Here is a 20,372-nt window from a genome sequence, read left to right as displayed (position 1 = left end):
GTATGCGATGGGCGTCACGGTGTATCCAGCACGGCTACACTTCGGCGGCTGGTCAGGTCCGAGGAGGAGATGAGTGGTGAGCGGCTCCAAGCTCCTCGTCGCTCGGGCGTGGCCGTGGGTGCTCGGCCTGGTCATCCTGCTGCCGGTGCTGTGGCCCGGATTCGTGCTCTCGTACGACATGGTCTTCGTCCCCGACCTCGCGTTCCGCTCGGACTTCCTCGGGCTGGGATCGGGGCTGCCGCGGGCGGTGCCGTCGGACGCGGTCGTCTCCGTCCTCGACGAGGTCGTGCCCGGTGACGTGCTGCAGAAGATCCTGCTGCTCGGTGCGCTCGTGCTCGCCGGGCTCGGGGCCCGACGGCTGGTCCCGAGCACGAACCTGACCGCCCAGGTGGCGGCCACCACCTGCTACGTCTGGAACCCCTTCGTCGCCGAGCGCCTCGGGATCGGGCACTGGCCGCTGCTGCTCGCCTACGCCGCGCTGCCGTGGATCTACGACGCGGCCCGGCGGGCCCGATCCGGTGCGCGGACGCTTCCCGCGATCTGGCTGTGGCTGGCGCTCGCGGCACTGAGTGCCGCCGGAGGCGTCATCGCCGCAGTCTTCGCGCTGACCTGCGTGGTGGGTCGTGGCCGCGAGGCCTGGCGTCGTACGGCGCTGGTGGGGCTCGGCGCGGCCGCCGTCAACGCGCCGTGGATCGTGGCCGGCGCGCTCCACGGCTCGGGTGCGCTCAGCGACCCGCGCGGGGTCGAGGCCTTCGCGGCCCGGGCCGAGGGCGTCCTGCCGCTGTCCCTCACCGTCCTCGGGCTGGGCGGCATCTGGAACGCCGAGGTCGTCCCCGCCTCCCGCGAGAGCTGGGCGGCGGTGGTCGCATTGGTCCTGACCGTGGCGGTGGCTGCCCTGGGCGCCTGGCGCTGGCGGCCCGTCGTCGAGCGGCGCGACCGCCGTGCGCTGGTCGTGGCGGGCGGCATCGGACTCGTCGTCGCGGTAGCCGGCACCGTCGTGCCCGACGCGTTGGCGTGGCTCGCCGCGAACGTCCCCGGCGGGGGACTGCTGCGCGACGGCACCCGCTTCCTCGCGCTGCTGGCGCCGCTCGAGGCCTGCCTCTTCGGCCTCGGGGTGAGCACGCTCGGCGGCCTGGTGCGCAAGTACGGCGTCCGCGGGGCCGTGGTGACCTGCCTCGTCCTGATGCCGGTGGCGCTGATGCCGGACCTAGGGCTGGGGCTCGCCGGCCGGCTCCGCCCCGTCGCCTTCCCGACCGAGTACGCCGTGGCGCGCGGCGCGATCGATGCGCGACTGCAGGAGCGCGGGTACGGCGACCTGCTCCTGCTGCCGTTCAACAGCTATCGACTGCCGAGCTGGAACGACGGACGTCGCACGCTCGACCCGACCGGCAGGTTCATGACGCCCGACTACCTGGCGAGCGACACGCTCTACGTCTCGGGGACCCGCATCGCGGGCGAGGACGCCCGCGCTGCCCGCGTCGAGAAGCTCCTCGACTCCGACCTCAGCGCGCCGGAGCTGGCCGAGCGGCTGGGGGAGGAGGGCATCGGGTGGGTCGTCCTGGACAAGGAGGCCGCGGCCATGGTCGGCGACGCGGCGCCCTCGGCCGACCTGACGGGGCTGCCGGTGGTGCACGCCGGCAGTGACCTGGTGGTGTGGGAGGTGCCGCGGACGGTCGAGTCGGAGCCGAGTGCGACGACCCGGGCCGGGATCTGGGTCGCGTGGCTCCTCGCCGGCGGCGTCGTCCTGGGGAGCCTGGGCCTCGCCGCCACCCGTCGAGTGCGAACTTTGTGGCGATTGCCACGTTCCGGGTGACTCAGTGGTATGTTTTCGCCACGCCTCAGGAGTGGAGTTGACGTGCAAGCATTGATCATCGGTGGTGTGTCCCTGTTGGTGGGCACCGGCCTCGCGACCGCAACCGCATTCGGTGTGGTCCACACGGCAAGCTCGGGCTCGTTCCAGCCGAAGGAAACCTCCGTCCTCCAGTACGGCTCCAACCAGTAGCTTCGCACCACCGAAGAGCGGGTCCGGCGTACGCCGGGCCCGCTCTTCGTGTCGTTTGCTGCGTGGCCGGGCACCGGCCCGGGTGTCACGGCGCGTCGGGGTCCTCCAGGCACACGCGTCGACCGGCGAGCACCTCGGTCAGGACGCGCGCGAACGAGTCCTGCGAGTGCCGCCACGCGAACTCGTGCGACATGTCGTAGGCCCCGTCGCCGAGGCGCTCCCGGGCCGCCGCGTCGCTGAGCAGGTCCCGCACCGCGGCCGCGAAGCCGTCCTGGTCGTCGACCAGGATCCCGGAGCGGTCGTGCGCGATCGACTCGCGGGTCCCGCCGGCCGATGAGTAGGCGACGGCCGGGACCCGGTGCCCGCCGGCCTCGCCGATGACGATGCCCCACCCCTCCTTGAGCGACGGCAGGGCGAGCAGCCAGGCGGTCGCGAGGATCTCGTGCTTGCGCTGCTCGGGCACGTGGCCCTCAAACGTCACGAGGTCGCCGGCGCCCGCCTGCGCGACGTACTTCTGCAGGTCATCGGCCCACCATCCGTCGCCCACGATCACGAGCCGCAGGCGCGGGAACTCCTCGCGCAGCGCGAGGACCGCATCGACGGCGTGCTCGACCTGCTTGTGCGGCACCAGCCGCCCGACCACGGCGATCGTGGGGTCGGGGCTCCTGGTCGCGGTGACCTCCGGGGGCGGGGTCGTCCCGTTGTGCACGACGGCGATGTGCGCCTTGTCGACGCCGAGGTCGGCCAGCTCGGCCCGGGTCGCCCGCGACACGGCGATGTACTGGCACCCTCGGTAGACCAGGGGAGCGAGCCGGCGCTCGATCCACCACCCGACCTTGCCGATGCGACCCGGGTAGACGACCGGCCACTGCTCGCGGTGCACGTGGTGGACCAGCACGACCACCGGCTTGCGGGTCGCGAGGCGGGTGAAGAACGGCAGCCCGTTCTGGACGTCGACGACGATGTCGACTCGGCCGAGCCGGCGCAGCGCCAGGCCGATCAGTCCCCACAGGTAGACGGTCACGTGGTTGCCGCGGCGTACGTAGCGCACGCCGCCGATGGTCTCGTCCGACGGAGCGGAGTCGTGCGAGGCGCAGAAGAGGGTGACCCGCGCGCCGCGCGCCACCAGGCCGTGGGCGATCGTCTCGATGTAGAGCTCGGCGCCGCCGCCCTCGGGGTTGGCGGTGTCGCGCCAGCTGAAGATCACCACGTGCTTGCCCTGCACGGATGCCGCGTCGTTCACCGCCATGCCACGGATGTTACTCGGCAGTCGCTTCCCTGTTACACGAACGTGCGCGCGGTCCGACCGGCTCCTGGCCGGCGCTCAGCCCGGCTCAGTAGGGGTCGTACGGCCCGCGGTGCCCGAACAGCGCCTTGGCGACGACGCCCAGACGCAACCGGAGCAGGACCTTGACGACCACGTTGCGCAGCCACCAGGGGATCTCGCCGACGATGCGCAGGCGGTCGGCCACGGATGGCTTGCCGACCCGGAACAGGGCCAGCGACCCGGCCCTCCGCTCGTACCGGAGCCGTCGCGACGGCAGCACGTGCGCGAGGATCCCCAAGGTCACGCCGATCGAGGAGTAGCAGTCGTGGATCAGGACGGGGGCGCCCTCGGGCAGGTGCTCGGACCACTTCAGGTCGTCGGACAGGGTCCAGTAGTCGTGCTTGCCGTCGATGTAGAGGTAGTCGATCGGGCGCGACCAGCTCTTGCGGGCGACGGTGCTGTACTCCGGCAGCAACTCGACCGTGTCCGTGAGCTGGGCAGCGGCGAGGTTCGCCTCGAAGATGTCCCTGGTCTTGCGACCGCCGAAGAGCCGCCCGTCGACGAACGGGTCGACCGCTACGACCTGGCCGCCGCTGGCCTGGACCGCTGCGGCCAGGACCGTGGTCGACCGGCCCTGGTGGCTGCCGATCTCGACCACCAGGGCGTCCTCCGGGAGCCGCTCGGTGCTCGTCCAGAGCAGCTCGCCCTGCGCCTCCGTGAGCCACCCGGACACCCCTGAGGCGAACTCCCACGCATCCGCGAACTGTGGGCTGATCTGGTCAGGCATGGGTGATTCCTTGACTTGGGAGAGGGGCCGGAAACTTTGTCGAGCACCATATAGACTCCGGGCCGCATGTCGACGAACAGGGGAGGCGCTTTGTTGGGAGGCGTCTCTGCTGCGCTTCGCCGCGGGGGCGGCGCAATGACGCGGCCGGGCTGGTGCGTTTCGGTCATCGTCACCCTCGCAACGCTGGTGCTGAACCTCGTCCAGCAGCCCCGACTCGTCACTTGGGACACTAAGCTCGACCTTCAGTTTGACGCTGCGGGTTTCATCGCCCGAAGTCTCGACCTCTGGAACGCTGACTCAGCGATCGGCGGGCTGCAGAATCAGGCCTCGGGATATCTGATGCCGATGGCCCCGGCTTTCTGGCTGGGCGACGTTCTGGGCGTCCCGATGTGGGTGTGGGAACGGCTTTGGTCCGCCACGGTCATGCTGCTGGCCTTCTTCGGAGCCCGTCGGCTTGCGAGCCGATGGCCTGGCATCGGTCCTTGGGGGGCGGTGGTGGCGGGGCTGACGTACATGCTGGCGCCGCGGGTCCTGACCGAGGTCGGCGTGATCAGCGGCGAGACGCTGCCTGCGGCGATCCTGCCCTGGACGGTCTTGCCGCTGGTCGGCTACCTGCTTGGGAGGTCGACCGCGCTGCGGGCGTTCGTCCTTTCGGCGGCCACGGTCCCGTGGATGGGTGGATCGAACGCGACTGTGGTGCTCGCCTGCCTGATCTTCCCGGGGCTGCTGCTCTTACTGGCCGAGGGACGGTCCTGGCGCCGCCGCTTGGTGGATGTGACCGGCTGGAGCGCCGGCGCCCTCGTCGCGTGCCTCTGGTGGTTGGTACCGCTCGTGCTGATGGGCGGCTACGCCCCACCGTTCCTGGACTTCATCGAGTCCTCCCGCAACACGGCTGCTGAGGTCGGGTGGCTCGCCGCCCTTCGCGGGACCAGTCACTGGGTAGCCTTCCTTCCCGGCGGAGCCATGGGCTGGGTTGGCGGCTACACACTCACGTCCTCGGCGGTCCTCCTCGTCACAACGGTTCTCGTCGCCGGGATCGGCTTGCTCGGGTTGTCGGTGCGCGGGCTGTGGTCGCGTACCACGCTGGTTGTGGCGGTACTCGTTGGCCTCACGGTGTTGACCCTGGGCAACGGCGGCGGGGCCGGGTCGGTCCTGGCCGAGGACTGGCTGGATGCGCTCGACACGACATTGGCTCCACTCCGCAACGTGCACAAGTTCGACCCCCTCGTTCGCCTTCCGCTCAGCCTCGGTGTGGGTGCGTTCGTGACGAGCGTTGTCCCCGCGCTGCTCAAGCACCTGGGACGCTCCCGGCAACACCTCCGCTGGGCGCAAGTTGCGGCCACCGCTGCGATCGTCCTGCTCGTCACTGCCGCTGCTCAGCCGGCGGCGTCGGGTCTGCTCCGTACCGAGGGTGGGATGACTGACATCTCCGGTTCCTGGCGGTCCGCGGTGGCCTACCTGGACCAGAGGCCCGGTCCGGTTCGTGTGCTCGTCCTGCCCGGTGCCGGTTCCGCCGTCCAGTCGTGGGGTCGCACCATTGACGAGCCCATCCAGGTGCTCGACAGCCCCGCGTGGGTTGGACGAGCGGCGCAGAACGTCTATCCGCCCGCCACGCTACGTGCTCTCGACGCGATCGAGGTCCAGATCAACACCGGACGGCCGATCACAGGGCTGAGCAGCACCTTGCGCCGAATGGGGATCACGCACGTCGTCCTTCGCAACGACCTCGAATCCGTCCGGGCGACCACTACTCCGCCGGCCGTGGCAATGGCGGCTCTTCGCGGGCCTACGGGGCTGGTACCTGTCGCTGACTTTGGGGAGACCGACGAGGGCTTTCCCGAGGTCGAGGTGCTCGCCGTCCGGGGTATTGACTCGGATCCGCGGGTCTCGATCTCCGACTGGGGCGCCCGACAAGTGGTGCGGGGCGGCCCCGAGGCCATCAACGACCTCACGCAGGTCGGATTGATCTCGGACGAAGCGCCGGTCGTTCTGGCCGGAGGGGAGTCTGGCGAGGACGGCGTCGACATTGCCACCGACACCAACCAACGCGTCGAGCGAACGTTCGCGCGCATCACTGATGCCGTCTCCGGCGTGATGACCGCCGGCGACGATTTCCGGCTCCGGCGGCCGTTCCACGACTACACGGGGGGAACGGTGCCGGCGGCCACCACCGTGGCCCAGTACGACGGCGCCAGCGAGATCGTTGCCTCGACCTCCGGCGGGTACGCGAACGTCCTCGGTCCGATCCATCAGGAGATGCACCCCTATGCCGCCTTCGACGCATCCCCCTTCACCGCTTGGACGACTGCACCTCTCACCCTGCCGGTGGGCCAATGGATCGAGGCCCGCTTCCCAGAGCCGATCGAACCCGGACCGGTCAGCCTGCTGTTCGACAGTGCCAACGGCGCCGATGTCTCGCGTGTTCGGTTGACGACCGACACCGGGTCCGTGGATGCGGCGGTCGGCACGAACGGCACGGTCAGCGGCGTCGAGTTGCCCGACGGGGCGACCTCAAAGGTTCGGATCACGGTACTGGCGGTGAGGAACGGCCTGTTGCAGGTGCGATTGGCGAATGTCGCGATCGAGGGGATCGAGATACGCCGCAGTCTCCGCATACCGGGCGAGGTTTCCGCCGACACGTCGATGTTCTTCCGAAGCGAGTCCAGTCGGCGCGCCTGCCTCCTGCCGGACAACCGGGTCGAGTGCTCGATCGCCTGGCAGCGAGAAACTCCCGAGACAGCTGGCTTCGCCCGGACCGTCGACATGGCCGAAGCCGGGAGGTGGCGGCTGCACGGGCGTGCCGTCGCGACCGACGGTCGGGCCCTCGAGCGACTCTTCGCGCCGCTCAGTGAGGAGCAGGTCGACGTCGAGGCGACCTCCTACTACGCCGGCGACCCAGCAGTCATCGGTGCGAATGCCTTCGATGGTCGCGAGGAGACGAGCTGGTACTCGGCACCGCTCGATCCTGCCCCTGGACTCCAACTCTCGTGGCAGCAGCCACGCACGATTCGGTCGGTGACCGCGACACTGGGCGCCGATCAGCCTGGCAAGCTTCCTGAAGAACTGGTCGTAGACCCGATGGTGCCCGGCAGCGACCCGCAGATCGTGCGGACCTCGGGCGATGGCGCCGGAGTCATGAAGCCGGTCCGGACCACCAAGTTGCGGATCACGGCGCTGCCGGTCGGGCGGAACGTACCGGTCGGGATCGGCGAGTTGCAGATCACCGGGCTGATGGATCTGCGCTATTCCTGGGACCCAACGGCCGCAACCGGTGTGGTTTGCGGCTTCGGCCCGACGATCGAGGTGGACGGACGCACCGTGCAAACGAAGGTCCTCGGCAATCTCTCCGACATTGTCACCGGCGCCGAGCTCGCGGTCGTGCCGTGTGACGACGCGCCCCTCGGGATCGGGGCCGGTACGCAACAGGTCCGTGTGATGAACGCGGCCGGCTTCTCCGTTTCGCGGCTGTGGTTGAAGCCGGCAACAGACGTAGTGCCGGCATCCACCCCTCCCGCGGACCGAGACTCCCTGGCCCGGGTTGTCACCTGGTCGCCGACAGATCGGACCGTCGAGGTCAAGACCGAGCGCGACGCGATCCTGAGCGTCTCGGAGAGCGAGAACGTCGGGTGGGAAGCGCGGCTCGACGGCGATCGCCTGGACCCGGTTGTGGTCGACGGGTGGAGGCAGGGCTGGCGGCTGCCGGCGGGTTCCGCCGGCGAGGTCTCGCTCATTTTCACTCCGCAGCAGACCTTCCAGGCAGGGATCGTCGCCGGGCTAGGCCTGGCCGCTTTTCTGAACGTGGCCGCTCTGGTCCTGCTCGTTCTCCCGGGCCGGCGGCGTCGTCGAGATGCGGGGATCGCGACGGCCCCGCGCTCAGGTCCGGGTGCCGGCGCGTTCGGGCCGAACCGGCTCGTCGTTGCGTTGGGTGCCGGAGCACTCGCACTGGTCTCGCTCCCGTTGGCAGGGGGTGCGCTGGTGGGGCACGCCACGCGACGCATGGGGCTGCTCCCATTCAGCGCGCTCTGCACGGCGTGCCTCCTGGTAGCGGCGGTCGCGGCGCTGGTCGAGGTCGGTGGCGTGGTGATCCCGCCGACCGCCGCCAACGTCCTCACCGCCGTGGTGGTGGGGCTGGTAGCCGGGCGCGTGATCTTCGGCGACGACCACGCTGACGAGGAGTCGGCATGATCGCGCGCACCCGGACGGCACTGGTCGCGCTCTTCGCCGCCCTCATGGTCCTGCGCTGGTCACTGTCGCAACCAGTGTCTGCGGTCACGGCTCGTATCGCGGAGGATCCGTGGGAGGCGGTACGTTCGGCAGGCGACGGGTGGACGTTCGCCGGCACTCTTGGCGGCGGAACCGTGGAGGGGATCCGAGAGCTGCCGTACGCGCTGGCTGTGGCGCTGGGCACCGACGCTGGATTGTCGGCGCACGCGGTGGAGACTTGCTGGCGAATCCTTGTAGTCGTCCTCGCGGTCCTGGGGGCGGTCCAGTTGGGTCGGGGCCTTGCGCCGACGTTGGTGGCGGATGACGGTCCCCAGCAATCCTGGGCGCCGTGGGCCGGGGCCCTCTTCTTCGCGGCCGGCACCGTGGTGCTCGCGACGATCGTCAGGTCGCCCGTTGACGGTCTCGCGGCGGCTACCTTGCCGTGGGTCGTCGCACCCCTTCTGCTGCGGGACCACGGGTGGCGGTCTGCCGCGCTATCCGCGACGTGGGTCGGTGTCGCCGGCTTCGGCGCCGCCGGCTGGGCGGTCGCGGCGTTCGTCGCCGGCTTCGCGGCCGCATTGCCACGTCACGGCGGCGGCTTGCGTGGCACGCTCCGATGGCTGATGTTTGCGGCAGCGGCATCCGCCTGGTGGGTCGTGCTCCTCGCCTGGGAGGCACGCAACGTCGTCGACGTGTCCGCACTCTCCGCGGGCACGTTGCGGGCCGAGGCGGCCACGTCGTTCGACCGCCCCGACCTCGGGCTCCTCGTGCTCGTCGCCGTGGTCGGTTCGCCGTTCGTCGTCGCGCTCGGTGCGCTCGTGATGCGTAGCCCACACCTAGAGCGGCTCTTCATTGTCGTGCTGATGTCGGCGGTGACGATCGCCGCGCTCCTCAGTTGGTTTGGCGACGGCCTGCTGCCGGTGTCATTGCCGGTTGCGGGCGACACGGCCGCGGGCTGGGCCGCACCGCTCCTGGGCCTCGTCGCTCTAGCAGGCCTCGTCGCCTGGTGCCCTTGGTTGTCCGACCTGTGTGAGCGACTCGCACCGATGCGGGAGCGGCGACGTCCTGAGAGCAAACACGAGGTCGCTGCCCTGGTCGCCGCGCTGCTACTCGCCACGACAGTGTTCGCCGGCATGGCCGCCACCATCGCCGAGCCCCCGCCGATCCCAGCCGACGAGGAGCAACTGCTCGACGCGGTCGCCGAATGGTCTGCCGACGCGCCGCCCGGACGGGCACTGGTGCTGCCGGTCGACTCGGGAAGCACCCATCTCACCGCTATCGGCACCGCACTCGGCACTCGCCCGTGGCTCGGGAGGGATGCCGTGCCCACTTCGGGAGTCGGTGGCACGATCGCAATCGATGACGTGGTCGCGCGACTTGGTCGTGGAGACGCTGGACCGGGCACGGCAAGCGCGCTGCGTCGACTGGGCGTGTCCTACGTACTCGTCCGCCTCGGGGGATCTGTTATCGAGGACCTCCAACGTCCCACCGGCCTGGTCCGCTCGGCGCTCGATGCTCTCGGTGCCGAGCGCATCGCCGTTCTCCGGGCCACCGACGCGGTCGCCGCGAGCTCTGATCCTTTGGTGGACTTCGGTGTTCGCACGGCCACGCCGCAGATCGAGGTCTGGGCCCCCCCGGCAACTGCCGACGGGTGGGTCTACTCGGGCAGCCCGATCGGTGTGGTGGGCGATGCAGGAACGGTGAGTGACCTGGCGGATGCTGGGGCGCTCCACGACCGTGCGATTCGGCTACGTCCGGGTTCCGACGACAAGGCCGTCGTGGTCTCTGACAGCGCCCGTCGGCGCGACATCGACCAGCGTGTAGCGACCGACCCCTACGGCCCTGACCTTGCGGCCGAAGAGCCCAGGTTGCTCGTACCTGACGACGCGGCACCCGTGACGAGCGCTGTCACCCGCCTGAAGGGAGCGGAGGCGGTAAGCGCCTCCTCCACAGGCGCCGACGTGAGCGGGTTCGGACGCGACCCCGGCACAGCCCCGAGTGCGGCGATCGACGGCAACGGATTCACCTCCTGGCGCTCGGCTCCGGGAGCGGGCGTCGGCCAGTGGTGGCAGGTCGAGTTCGCCGAGCCCACACCAGTCGCAGGCACCGAGGTGCGCATGCTCCGGAATGCGTTCACGCAGGTCTCCCCTGACCAGGTCCGGGTCTCGGCCGACGGACGCGACACGGCCTATTCCGTCGATGACGACGGAATGTTTACGGTGGGAGAGGTCGGCACGGTCCGACGCCTGCGCTTCACCGTCACGTCGATCACCGGCAACCTGAGCCCCAGCGACAGTGTCGGCATCGTGGAGGTTGCCCTCCCTGGCATCGGGGTCAGCAACCCGGTGCTGCTCGACGACACCCCCACCTCTGGTTGGTTGATGGCGCTGCGCCCTGGGAGCAGCGCCCGGTGTGTCCCCACCGTGCCGCGCGGCACGGACGACGAGGCAGGGCCGGGCACGGCCTGCAGCGACGGACTCTTCGTGAGCGGACCGGACGCCAGCCCCCTCCGCCGGGTCGTGACTGCTCCGGAACGGACCCCCGTGGTCGGTCGGGTTTGGGCGGTCGCCATGGCCACCAAGGAGGCAGCCGCGCTCGCGGACCGTATCGGCCGGCCGAGCGTGGTCGCATCAAGCGGCAGTGCGGGAAGCGTTGACCTACGCACTCGACCTCAGGCTGCGGCCGATGGCGACCTGAGCACGGCATGGCGTCCGTCGACGCTCGTTCAAGAGCCCGAGCTGACACTCGCGTGGACAGGCTTCGCCGACGTGACCGGCATCCGGCTCGTCCCCCCAGATGGCGACGAGGGGTCACGCCCGACCCGAGTCCGGGTGAGCGCAAAGGTGACTGGCCGCCGCACCGGGCTACCGGGCCCCGATCTCGCCGTCGAGATAGACGTGGCCGCCGATGGCATGATCGACCTGCCGCGCGTCCACACCCGCAAACTCACAATCACGATCCTCGACGACACCGACGTTCCCTCGTTCGACTCGACGACCGGCAGCGTCAAGCCGATGCCTGTGGCTGTCGGTGAGGTCGAACTCGAGGGGGGCCCGGTCGTGTCCTACGACACCGCCCGCAGCAAGCACGTCGACTGCGAGGACGGCCCGACCGTGACGATCGATGGCGTCGAGTCCGCCTTGTCGCTCGACGTCACCTCCCGCCAGATCGTCAACGGTTCCTCGGTGCTCGCAACGGTGTGCGGTCGGCCCGAGCTCGACGAGGGCGACAACGACGTGGTCTTGCCCTCGACCTTGGTCTGGCAGCCTCGTGGCCTGCTGCTGGCGGCCGCCGGTGCTGACCTCTTCGACGACGCCACGACGGCCTACTCGGACCCAGGGCCAGCGGCGGTCAGCCTCGACGTGCTAAGCGTCGGCCGCTACGCCGACCCCGTCGGACTGGACCTGGGAGCCGACGAACGTGTGCGCACACTCGTGCTGCCGCTTACGGCGAGTGCCGGCTGGCGCGCGACCATCGATGGGAAGCCGCTAGATCGAGTCACGATCGATGGCTGGGCCCAGGGCTGGGAGGTGCCGGCCGGGTCCGGGAAGGTCTCCGTGCGTTACTCGTCCGGTAGCGATCTCTCTCGGACGGTGTTGGCGGCGTCGGTCGGCTGGGCCGTGGTGGCGGTATTGCTCTCAGTACTGGGCGTGGCGTCGGTGTTCTCCGCGTTCCGGCGGCCCGGCAAGCTGCGGTGACGTGAGTCGGCGGCGCGAAACGCCATGGGGCGGCGCGACCAGTCGATGGCGGGCTTTTCGACCCAGGCATAGGTGGCGGCGGCAAGTGGCACGGAGATTCCCAGCACCCAAACCAGTCTCATGACGAGATTCGCGACCGCGCCGTCGGGATAGGTGAGCCGCTGATCGAGGATCACGATCACCGGCAGGTGCCAGAGGTAGATGCCGTAGGACCACCGCCCGGCGGTCGCGAGCACCGTACTGCTCATCAGTCGAGCGACCGGGGCGTTCGCGGGGCCGAACACCACCGCGGTCAGCAGAGAGAGTGCAATGGTGGTGACGCTCGCGAAGCGCACCTGGTCCTCGCCGAAGGTATGCGGAACGTAGCCGTCGGAACCACCGAGAACGGACGTGCCGAGCAGCGCGATCCCTACGACAAAGAGCGGTACCGCCCAGCGGTCTGCCGTTAGACGTCGCAGGCGTGGCAACGACGTGATCCCAGCCGCGTACGCCTCCATGTACAGCGCCACGAGCGCGCCCCCTGCGAAACACACTAGAAACGCCGGAAGCCAGAACGAGTAGGTGAAGTAGATAGCCAGGTGGTTCGCGTAGATCCAGTACTCCCAGCCGATGGTGACCGGCAATGACAGGGCGATCAAGCCGGTGGTGATGCGCAGCGCAGTCCGTGCGGCGAACCGGCGTGCAATCAGCCCGCTCACCCCCGCCATCATGGGCAGCGCGACGTACCACGAGACCTCAGTGGCGAGGCTCCAGGTGTGTGCTAACACGTCGGGGAAGTGTCCGCGAACGTAGATCCAGGTCAGCGTCACGCTGTAGAACCAGCCGTCCGCGCCCACCGGACGGGCCGGAGGGTAGACCAGGGCGACGATGAAGAGCATTACGAGGTAGGCGGGGAAGATGCGCGACAGGCGTCTCCGCGAGTACACGAAGACGTCGGGGGAGGAGCCGAGCCGCAGCGTCCACCGAGCCCAGGGACGGTAGAGCAGAAATCCCGAGAGCACGAAGAGGGCGACCGGCCCGTACGACGGCAATCCCAGCCACGGGTACTGGGTCCGAACGGTGGAGTGTACGAGGACGACCATGAGAGCGGCGAACCCGCGAAGCCCGGTCAGCGCCGCGACCTGCTCCTCGCGTCGTGACATCGAGGCGCGAGGTGACGTGTCATCCAAGGACACTTGGGTGCTGGCTGACATGGCCGCAGTATAGGGTCGGCGCGTGTTTCGCGACCGCCAGCTCCGTACAACGCGGTGGACCGCTGATCTGCGTCGATCGGTCACGCTGTTCCAGGCCTTCCGCAAGGAGCAGACGGAGCCGGCGGTCTTCTACCAGGCGCTCGCCACGGACTCCGCCGACCAGCTCGCGCACTACGTCGACCTCGACGGCCTGACCATGCTCGACGTTGGCGGCGGCCCGGGCTACTTCCGCAACGCCTTCCAGGACCGCGGATCCCGCTACTTCTCCCTGGACGCCGACGTCGGCGAGCTGTCCGGTCTCGGTGAGATCGCGTCGGGGACGGTGATCGGCAGCGGCATGCAGCTGCCGTTCGCGGACGGGTCCGTCGATCTCTGCTACTCCTCCAACGTCCTGGAGCACGTCTCCGATCCGTGGCGGATGGCCGAGGAGATGGTGCGCGTCACCAAGCCCGGCGGCATCACGTTCATCTCCTACACCGTCTGGTACGGCCCCTGGGGTGGTCACGAGACGGCACCCTGGCACTTCCTCGGTGGCAGCCGGGCCCGGCGGCGCTACCGCCGCAAGCACGGCCACGAGCCCAAGAACAAGTACGGCGAGTCCCTCTTCCCCGTGACGGTGAAGGCCGGGCTGGACTGGGCGCAGCGCCAGACCGACGCCGAAGTCCTCGACGTGCTGCCGCGATACAACCCCCGGTTCGCGTACTGGCTGACCCGGGTGCCGGTCGTCCGCGAGCTCGCCACCTGGAACTTGGTGATCGTGCTCCAGAGGCGATGATGGCGTCGGCGTCAGCGGCGGACCGTCTCACCTGGCGCTACCGCCTCGGAGCCTGCTCGCTGGTGCTGGTGGCGGTCGCGTTCTCGCAGCGACCGGGTCAGCTGGTGGGCGACACCAAGCTCGACCTGGTCGTCAACCCGGCCGGTCTGCTGGCCCGGTCCCTCCACCTGTGGGACCCCCAGGGGGGCTTCGGCCAGGTCCAGAACCAGGCCTACGGCTACCTCTTCCCGATGGGCCCCTTCTTCTGGCTGGGCGACCTGCTGTCGATGCCCGGGTGGGTCGTGCAGCGGCTGTGGTGGTCGCTCCTGCTGGTCGTCGCCTTCCTCGGCATCGTCAAGCTCGCCGGCGCGCTCGGCCTCGGCTCGCCGACCAGCCGGCTGGTCGCAGGCTTCGCGTACGCCCTGTCGCCACGGATCCTGACCGTCATAGGGCCGATCTCGGTCGAGGCGTGGCCGAGCGCCCTCGCGCCGTGGGTCCTGGTGCCGCTCGTGCTCGGCGCCAGCAGGGGGTCGCCGCGGCGCGCCGCGCTGCTGTCCGCCCTCGCCGTGGCCGTGGTCGGCGGCGTCAACGCGGCCGCGACCTTCGCCGTCATCCCGCTCGGAGCCCTCTGGCTGCTGACTCGCGAGCCCGGCCCCCGACGGCGGTCGATGATGATCTGGTGGCCGGCGTTCGTGGCCCTGGGCACGGCGTGGTGGCTGGTCCCGCTGCTGCTGCTCGGCCGCTACAGCCCGCCGTTCCTCGACTACATCGAGACGTCGGCGGTCACCACGGTGCCGACGACCCTCTTCGACTCGCTGAGGGGCACGTCGCACTGGGTGCCGTACGTCGAGCCGACGTGGCAGGCCGGCAACGACATCGTCTCCACCAGCTACATCGTCCTCAACAGCGTCGTCCTGCTCGTGCTCGGCATCGTCGGCATGACCCTGCGCAGGAATCCCCACCGCCAGTGGCTGCTGATCTCGCTCTTCGTCGGGATGCTGATGGTCACCGCCGGCCACACGGGACCGGTCGAGGGATGGTTCGGCGCCTCCGTCCGCGACGCCCTCGACCACGCGCTGGCGCCGCTGCGCAACGTGCACAAGTTCGACCCGATCATCCGGGTGCCGATGGTGCTGGGCCTGGCGCACCTGATCGCCGTGATGGCCGAGCAGAGCGCCCCCGCGCTCACCCGGGTCCGGGAGCGCCGGGCTCGCTCGGACGGTGCCGTGGGGGAGCGGTTGGCCGCCGTGGGGGTGCTGATGCTCTGCGCCGTCGCGATCACGGGCGCCGCCGGCCCCGCGCTGGTCGGCAAGCTCGGGCAGGCCAACGGGTTCGTCGCCATCCCGGACTACTGGCAGGAGACCGCGACCTGGCTCGACCAGAACTCCGACGACACCACGGCGCTGCTGGTGCCGGGCTCGAGCTTCGGGTTCTACATCTGGGGAGACCCTGACGACGAGCCGATGCAGCCCCTCGCGTCGACGCCGTGGGCCGTGCGCGACGCCGTACCTCTCGCGCCTCCGGGCAACATCCGGATGCTCGACACCATCGAGGACCAGCTGTCGTCGGGTCGGCCGTCGCCCGGCCTGGCTGCCTACCTGCGCCGCGCGGGGATCGGGCACCTGGTCGTCCGCAACGACCTACGCACCTCCGACCAGCCTGCGCCGGTGCTGGTGCACCAGGCGCTGGACGGGTCACCAGGGCTCGAGCGGGTCACCGACTTCGGGCCGAAGGTGGGCGGCCGGGCGCGCATCAACGACGACGGCGAGCCGATCGTCGTCGACGACGGCTGGGTGGACCGCTACCGGGCCGTCGAGATCTACGCCGTCACCGGCGCCGAGCAGGCCGTCGTCTCCACGGGGAGCCGCTACGTGGTCGGCGGGCCGGAGAGCCTGCTCGAGCTCAACGAGGTCGGGCTGCTCGGCGACGAGCCGTCGGTGCTGGCGACCGACGTGCCGACGGGCACGGCGATCGACAACCTGGTCCTGACCGACGGGCTCCGTCGACGCGAGGCGAACTTCTCGCGCATCCACGAGGGGAGGTCCGCGACTCTGGCGAGCGACGAGGTCGGTCGGCGCGGGGCCCCGGCCCTGGACTACACGCTCGGGTCCACCAGGTGGGAGACGACGGCCGAGATCCTCGGCGCCCGCTCCGTGGACGCCTCCTCGTCGCGGGCCTTCGCGGACACGCAGGGACCGGTCGACCCGGGGGCCCTGCCGTTCGCTGCCTTCGACGGCTACACGGACACCGCGTGGGACTCCGGCGACGTGTCACCGATCGGCGAGCCGTGGGTCGGGGTCACGCTGACCGCGCCGCGGGTGGTCCCCGAGGTCCGGGTGGTGCTGGCGGACTCCGGTGCCAGCGACGCCGTACGGCTGCGCGTCGAGACCGACCGTGGCCACAGCGCGGAGGTCCGAGCCCTGCCCGGCAGCCCGGTCACGATCAAGGTCCCGCCCGGCACCACCTCGCAGCTGCGGGTGCGGCGGATGGGGTCGTCGGCGGAGCCCTTCGTGGTCGCCGAGGTGACCGTCCCCGGGCTCGACGTCGACCGCACTCTCGTGCTGCCGAAGGTGCCCGCGACCTGGGGTGCGCCGGACTCCGTGCTGCTGTCGTCCACCCCGGGCTGGCGCGAGGCCTGCGTGACGGTCGACGACGACGTCCGGTGCGGCGCCGGCAAGGGCTCGTCGGGCGAGGAGCCCGGGGCGCTGGACCGCACGCTCCGCCTCGGCGTCGGGGCGTCGTACGGCGTGACCGCGGCCGTGACCACCACCGACGGCAGCGCGCTGCAGGGGCTCATCCAGAGCAAGCAGCTGGTCAACGTGGCGGCCAGCTCCGCCGCGGTGCGGGACGCCCGGGCCTCGGCGGTCGCCGCGATCGACGGCGACCCCGGGACGACCTGGACGGCCGACCCCGACGACGACGACCCCCGGTTGACCGTCTCCTGGCTGGCCGAGCGGACGGTCAGCTCGATCACCGCGAGCCTCGACCGGCAGGCACCGGGCGCCCGGCCCACCCGCGTCGTCCTCGAGTACGCCGGCGGTCGGCAGACCGTGCGGCTCGATGCGACCGGCCACGCCCGGGTCAGGCCGTTCCGGGCCAGCAGGGTCGCGGTCCGCTTCGTGAAGGTGCAGAAGACCCAGGACCTGGCGCCGGACGGGACCCGCGAGCCGCTCGGCGTGGGTGTCAGCGAGCTGCGGCTCGGCGGGCTCGGCCTGCTGCCGATCACGCTCTCGACGCAGCCGGTCGACCTCGGCTGCAGCTTCGGTCCCGCGCTCCGGGTCGGCAGCGCGCTCTACCCGACGTCGGTGACGGCGTCGCCGCGTGAGCTCTTCGACGGTGGCATCCTGCCGGCCCGGGTGTGCGGTCCGGAGCGGATCGACGTTGCGGCTGGGGACACCCGGGTGGTGCTCGCACCGGCGCCGGCGTTCCGGGGAGTCCGGGTGGTGATGAAGGACCGTGACGTGCCGGCCGCCGTGGTCACCCCCGCCGACCTGAGCGACGACTCGCCCGTGTCACGCGTGCTGACCGTGCCGTCCGGCACGACGCCCACGGTGGCGGCCGTGCGGGAGAACCAGAACAGCGGCTGGGAGGCCTCGGTGCCCGGCTCGGGGAGCGCGTCGCCCGTCACCATCGACGGCTGGCAGCAGGGCTGGGTCCTCACCGGCCCGGTCGAGCGCCTGGACCTCACCTTCACTCCCGACCGCCTCTACCGGTGGGCGCTCGGCGTCGGCGGCCTCCTGCTGGTGCTGCTCCTCGTGCTGGCGGCGGTACGCCGCACCTGGGCCAGCGACTCGCCCCCGGTGGGTCCCCGACGGCTCAGCCCGGTGCTCCTCGCAGGCACCGGACTGGTCGCTCTTGGCGTGATGGCCGGCTCGGGGGCGCTGCTGTGCGGCGCCGCGGGGGTCGCCGTCGTCGTCGCGACGCGCCGGTGGCTCGACCCCGACTGGATGTCGTGGGCGTCCGGGCTGCTTGTCGCCCTCGCGGGCGCCGTCTACTGGCTGCGGCCGCTGGGCTCTCCCGACGGCTGGGCAGGCGTGCTGGTCGCGCCTCAGCTCCTGGTCGCGGCGGCCTTGGGGGTGCTGCTCGCCGTCGACCTCGACCCGGGACCGATGTCGAGGTCCTTGAAGCGCATCATCGGCCGCTCGACCAGCCAGTAGAGCGCCTCCGCGACGGCCAGGCTGAGCACCAGGGTGAGCGCGAACAGCTCGAGCCAGTGGCCCTCGAAGAGCGGCAGGTCGAGCCACCTGGCGACCAGCTCGATGATGATGACGTGCACGCAGAAGACGCCGTACGAGACGTGCCCGAGGTGTCGCAGCAGCGGCCAGGACATCGCCCGCACGAAGGCGCTGGTCGGCGGCGCGAACACCCCGGGCAGGATCATCAGCCCGGCCGCGCCGGCGTACAGCAGGTTCTTGACCAGCGCCTCGCCGAGCGTGGGGCTGGTCAGCGAGATGGGGCCGGCCAGGGGAGTGGCGGAGATGGCGAAGAGCGCCAGCGCCGCCGTCCAGCAGATGCCGGGGCTGAGCCCCAGCTGTCGGACGGCGAAGGTCACCCTCCCGATGCCGACCGCGTGGTCCTGCTCCCCGCGGTGCACGTCGACGGAGCACGCCGCGATGACGATGCCCACCGCGAACCAGGTCAGGAACGACGGCAGCCAGAGCGCCGGGTTGGAGTGGTCGGTGTCCAGGGCAGGGGCGAGGACCAGCACCCAGGCGACGTTGAGGGCGACGAGCGCCGCGACCGTCACCGCGATCCGGTTCCTCGGTGACCCGCTCGACGGGCGGCGCGGGAGCACCAGCCACATGAGCGCCGGGAGCACGACGTAGAACGCGACCTCTGTCGCGAGGCTCCACATCTGGGTCAGGCCGGCGGGCAGCCGGTTGTCGAGGTAGATGTTGCCGAGCAGCAGGGTCTTCACCCACGTGGCGGGCGACGCGCCGTCGTTCTCCGGGAGCAGCGTCAGCGCCGCCACCACGGCAAGCACGTACACGGGGAAGATCCGCAGGGCCCGCTTCCACAGGTAGCGCCCCGTCGTGGGTGCCTGCTGGCGGCGCGACCACCGCGACAGCCACGGCCGGGACAGCAGGAAGCCCGAGAGCACGAAGAAGATCGCGACTCCGATGTCGAGCCGCGCGAGCGCGGGGCCGGTCAGCGAGCGTGCGTAAGCGCCGCTCCAGAAGGACACGTGCGTGATCAGCACCGCGAGCGCGGCGACCGCGCGCATCGAGTCCAACGCCGGCAGCGTCGGCGTCTGGTTGCTGGCCATGGCGTGACTATCGCACGCCGTCGGGAGCCGAGAGGTGGGTCGTGCGACGTCCACATCCAAAATGGGAACTTGTTCTAAAAATCTGGTCACGGTTTACCTACTGACGCGTCACATACGGAGTGACATGCGTTACTCTGCGGCGCGGTGACTGCCAACGAGGCCGTCCTGATGGGGAGGTAAATTCGTGCGTAAGGTCTTCGGCCCGATCCTGATAGGACTCGGCGCCTTCCTCCTTGTCGTAGCGGTGCTCGCCGTCACCTGGCTGCCAGGTGCGGTGAAGAAGACGCCGCTCGACGTCAACCAGACGACGCACCTCTCCGGTGAGGTACGACGCCTCGACGCGACGACCGGCGAACTGTCCGCCCCGTCTCCGATCAACGTCCTGAGCATCAGCCAGACGAACACCAAGAAGTCGACCGACGACGTGGCGTTCTGGCAGACCGGCGCCTGTGTCGTCGTCAACGAGGACGGCGACGCCCCCGACTGCGTCGACGGCGAGGACCCGCGCCTCGTCTCCGCGACCGAGGACATCTTCGCCACCGACCGCGTCACGGCCGAGGCCGTGCCGGACTTCAAGAACCTCCCGGCCGACACCGTCCCGCACGAGGGGCTGGTGAACAAGTGGCCCTTCGACTCGGAGAAGAAGGACTACACCTACTGGGAGAGCACCCTCAACAAGGGCGTCCCCGCCGTCTTCGACCGCACCGACAAGATCAAGGGCGTCAAGGTCTACGTCTACAAGATCACGACGGTCGACGCGCCCGTCGAGATCCTCGAGGGCACCAACGGCACCTACGACAACGTGACCGAGGTGTGGGTCGAGCCCAAGACCGGCGCCATCCAGCAGCAGACGCAGGACCAGCAGCGCTACCTCGACGACGGCACCCAGGTGCTCGACCTCAAGGTCGGGTTCACCGAGCAGCAGCAGAAGGACTTCGCCGACGACTCGAAGGCCAACATCCGGCAGCTCGACCTGCTGCTGCACTGGGTCCCGATCTTCGGCTTCATCGGCGGTGCTCTCGCACTCCTGGCCGGCGCCCTGCTGATGCTCGGCGCCCGCAAGAAGGACGACGCCCCGCCGCCCGCGGCCAGGGTCTCCGTCTAGCCCGAGCGGCACCACCAGCTCTCGCCGTCGGCGGGTCGCGGCAACGCGGCCCGCCGCGGCGCATTTCGGGGCTCCGGGTCCGCTACCGTCTGCCCCC

At 70.4% G+C, this 20,372-nt stretch carries 9 protein-coding genes and 1 pseudogene; 6 read left to right on the top strand and 4 right to left on the bottom strand.

Going from position 1 to position 20,372, the window contains the following annotated elements:
* Window positions 1–76: 76 nt before the first annotated feature.
* Window positions 77–1,813 carry a hypothetical protein gene (locus N542_RS0121265; protein WP_155993285.1) on the top strand — a complete coding sequence of 579 codons (1,737 nt, stop codon included), beginning with the start codon at window positions 77–79 and terminating at the stop codon, window positions 1,811–1,813.
* 274 nt (window positions 1,814–2,087) lie between these two features.
* Here N542_RS0121265 and N542_RS0121255 read toward each other — a convergent pair whose 3' ends face one another.
* Window positions 2,088–3,251 (bottom strand): glycosyltransferase family 4 protein, encoded by a 1,164-nt coding sequence (locus tag N542_RS0121255; RefSeq protein WP_036509338.1) that lies wholly within the window; start codon window positions 3,249–3,251, stop codon window positions 2,088–2,090.
* 85 nt (window positions 3,252–3,336) lie between these two features.
* A complete protein-coding gene (locus N542_RS0121250; protein ID WP_051552219.1) occupies window positions 3,337–4,056 on the bottom strand; it encodes a class I SAM-dependent methyltransferase in 720 nt (239 codons plus the stop codon).
* A 66-nt stretch (window positions 4,057–4,122) separates the two neighbouring features.
* Here N542_RS0121250 and N542_RS0121245 point away from each other — a divergent pair, with 66 nt between their 5' ends.
* Entirely contained in the window at window positions 4,123–8,241 is a 4,119-nt protein-coding gene (locus N542_RS0121245; RefSeq protein WP_081795456.1) for an alpha-(1->3)-arabinofuranosyltransferase domain-containing protein, read from the top strand.
* Window positions 8,238–11,297: pseudogene (locus tag N542_RS28465) on the top strand (alpha-(1->3)-arabinofuranosyltransferase domain-containing protein); the annotation flags it as partial. The gene N542_RS0121245 and the pseudogene N542_RS28465, both read left to right, overlap by 4 nt.
* 524 nt (window positions 11,298–11,821) lie before the next feature.
* Here the strand turns inward: N542_RS28465 and N542_RS28195 are convergent.
* Window positions 11,822–13,150, bottom strand: a complete 1,329-nt coding sequence (locus tag N542_RS28195) for an acyltransferase family protein (RefSeq protein ID WP_081795454.1) — start codon at window positions 13,148–13,150, stop codon at window positions 11,822–11,824.
* A 22-nt stretch (window positions 13,151–13,172) separates the two neighbouring features.
* Here N542_RS28195 and N542_RS0121235 point away from each other — a divergent pair, with 22 nt between their 5' ends.
* Both N542_RS0121235 and N542_RS25990 read left to right on the top strand, forming a co-directional pair.
* Entirely contained in the window at window positions 13,173–13,925 is a 753-nt protein-coding gene (locus N542_RS0121235; RefSeq protein WP_081795452.1) for a class I SAM-dependent methyltransferase, read from the top strand.
* On the top strand, window positions 13,925–18,061 hold the full coding sequence (locus tag N542_RS25990) for an alpha-(1->3)-arabinofuranosyltransferase (RefSeq protein WP_051552218.1): 4,137 nt from the start codon (window positions 13,925–13,927) through the stop codon (window positions 18,059–18,061). The genes N542_RS0121235 and N542_RS25990 overlap by 1 nt, the downstream gene beginning before the upstream one ends.
* Here N542_RS25990 and N542_RS27270 read toward each other — a convergent pair.
* Window positions 17,953–19,170, bottom strand: a complete 1,218-nt coding sequence (locus N542_RS27270; protein ID WP_028645638.1) for an acyltransferase family protein — start codon at window positions 19,168–19,170, stop codon at window positions 17,953–17,955. The genes N542_RS25990 and N542_RS27270 overlap by 109 nt on opposite strands.
* A gap of 184 nt (window positions 19,171–19,354) precedes the next feature.
* Here N542_RS27270 and N542_RS0121220 point away from each other — a divergent pair, with 184 nt between their 5' ends.
* The gene (locus N542_RS0121220; RefSeq protein WP_081795448.1) at window positions 19,355–20,275 is read left to right on the top strand and encodes a DUF3068 domain-containing protein; all 921 of its coding nucleotides are present in this window, start codon (window positions 19,355–19,357) and stop codon (window positions 20,273–20,275) included.
* Window positions 20,276–20,372: the final 97 nt, after the last annotated feature.

The sequence above is a fragment of the Nocardioides sp. URHA0020 genome (assembly GCF_000620705.1).
GTDB lineage: Bacteria > Actinomycetota > Actinomycetes > Propionibacteriales > Nocardioidaceae > Nocardioides.
The sequence above is the reverse complement of the archived record's forward strand: the minus strand, read 5'-3'. Positions and strand labels throughout refer to the sequence as shown.

Coding starts and splice junctions, on each gene's coding strand:
- N542_RS0121245 (WP_081795456.1), top strand. CDS start 4,123: ATGTCGACGAACAGGGGAGGCGCTTTGTTGGGAGGCGTCTCTGCTGCG.
- N542_RS0121255 (WP_036509338.1), bottom strand. CDS start 3,251: ATGGCGGTGAACGACGCGGCATCCGTGCAGGGCAAGCACGTGGTGATC.
- N542_RS25990 (WP_051552218.1), top strand. CDS start 13,925: ATGGCGTCGGCGTCAGCGGCGGACCGTCTCACCTGGCGCTACCGCCTC.
- N542_RS0121250 (WP_051552219.1), bottom strand. CDS start 4,056: ATGCCTGACCAGATCAGCCCACAGTTCGCGGATGCGTGGGAGTTCGCC.
- N542_RS27270 (WP_028645638.1), bottom strand. CDS start 19,170: ATGGCCAGCAACCAGACGCCGACGCTGCCGGCGTTGGACTCGATGCGC.
- N542_RS28195 (WP_081795454.1), bottom strand. CDS start 13,150: ATGTCAGCCAGCACCCAAGTGTCCTTGGATGACACGTCACCTCGCGCC.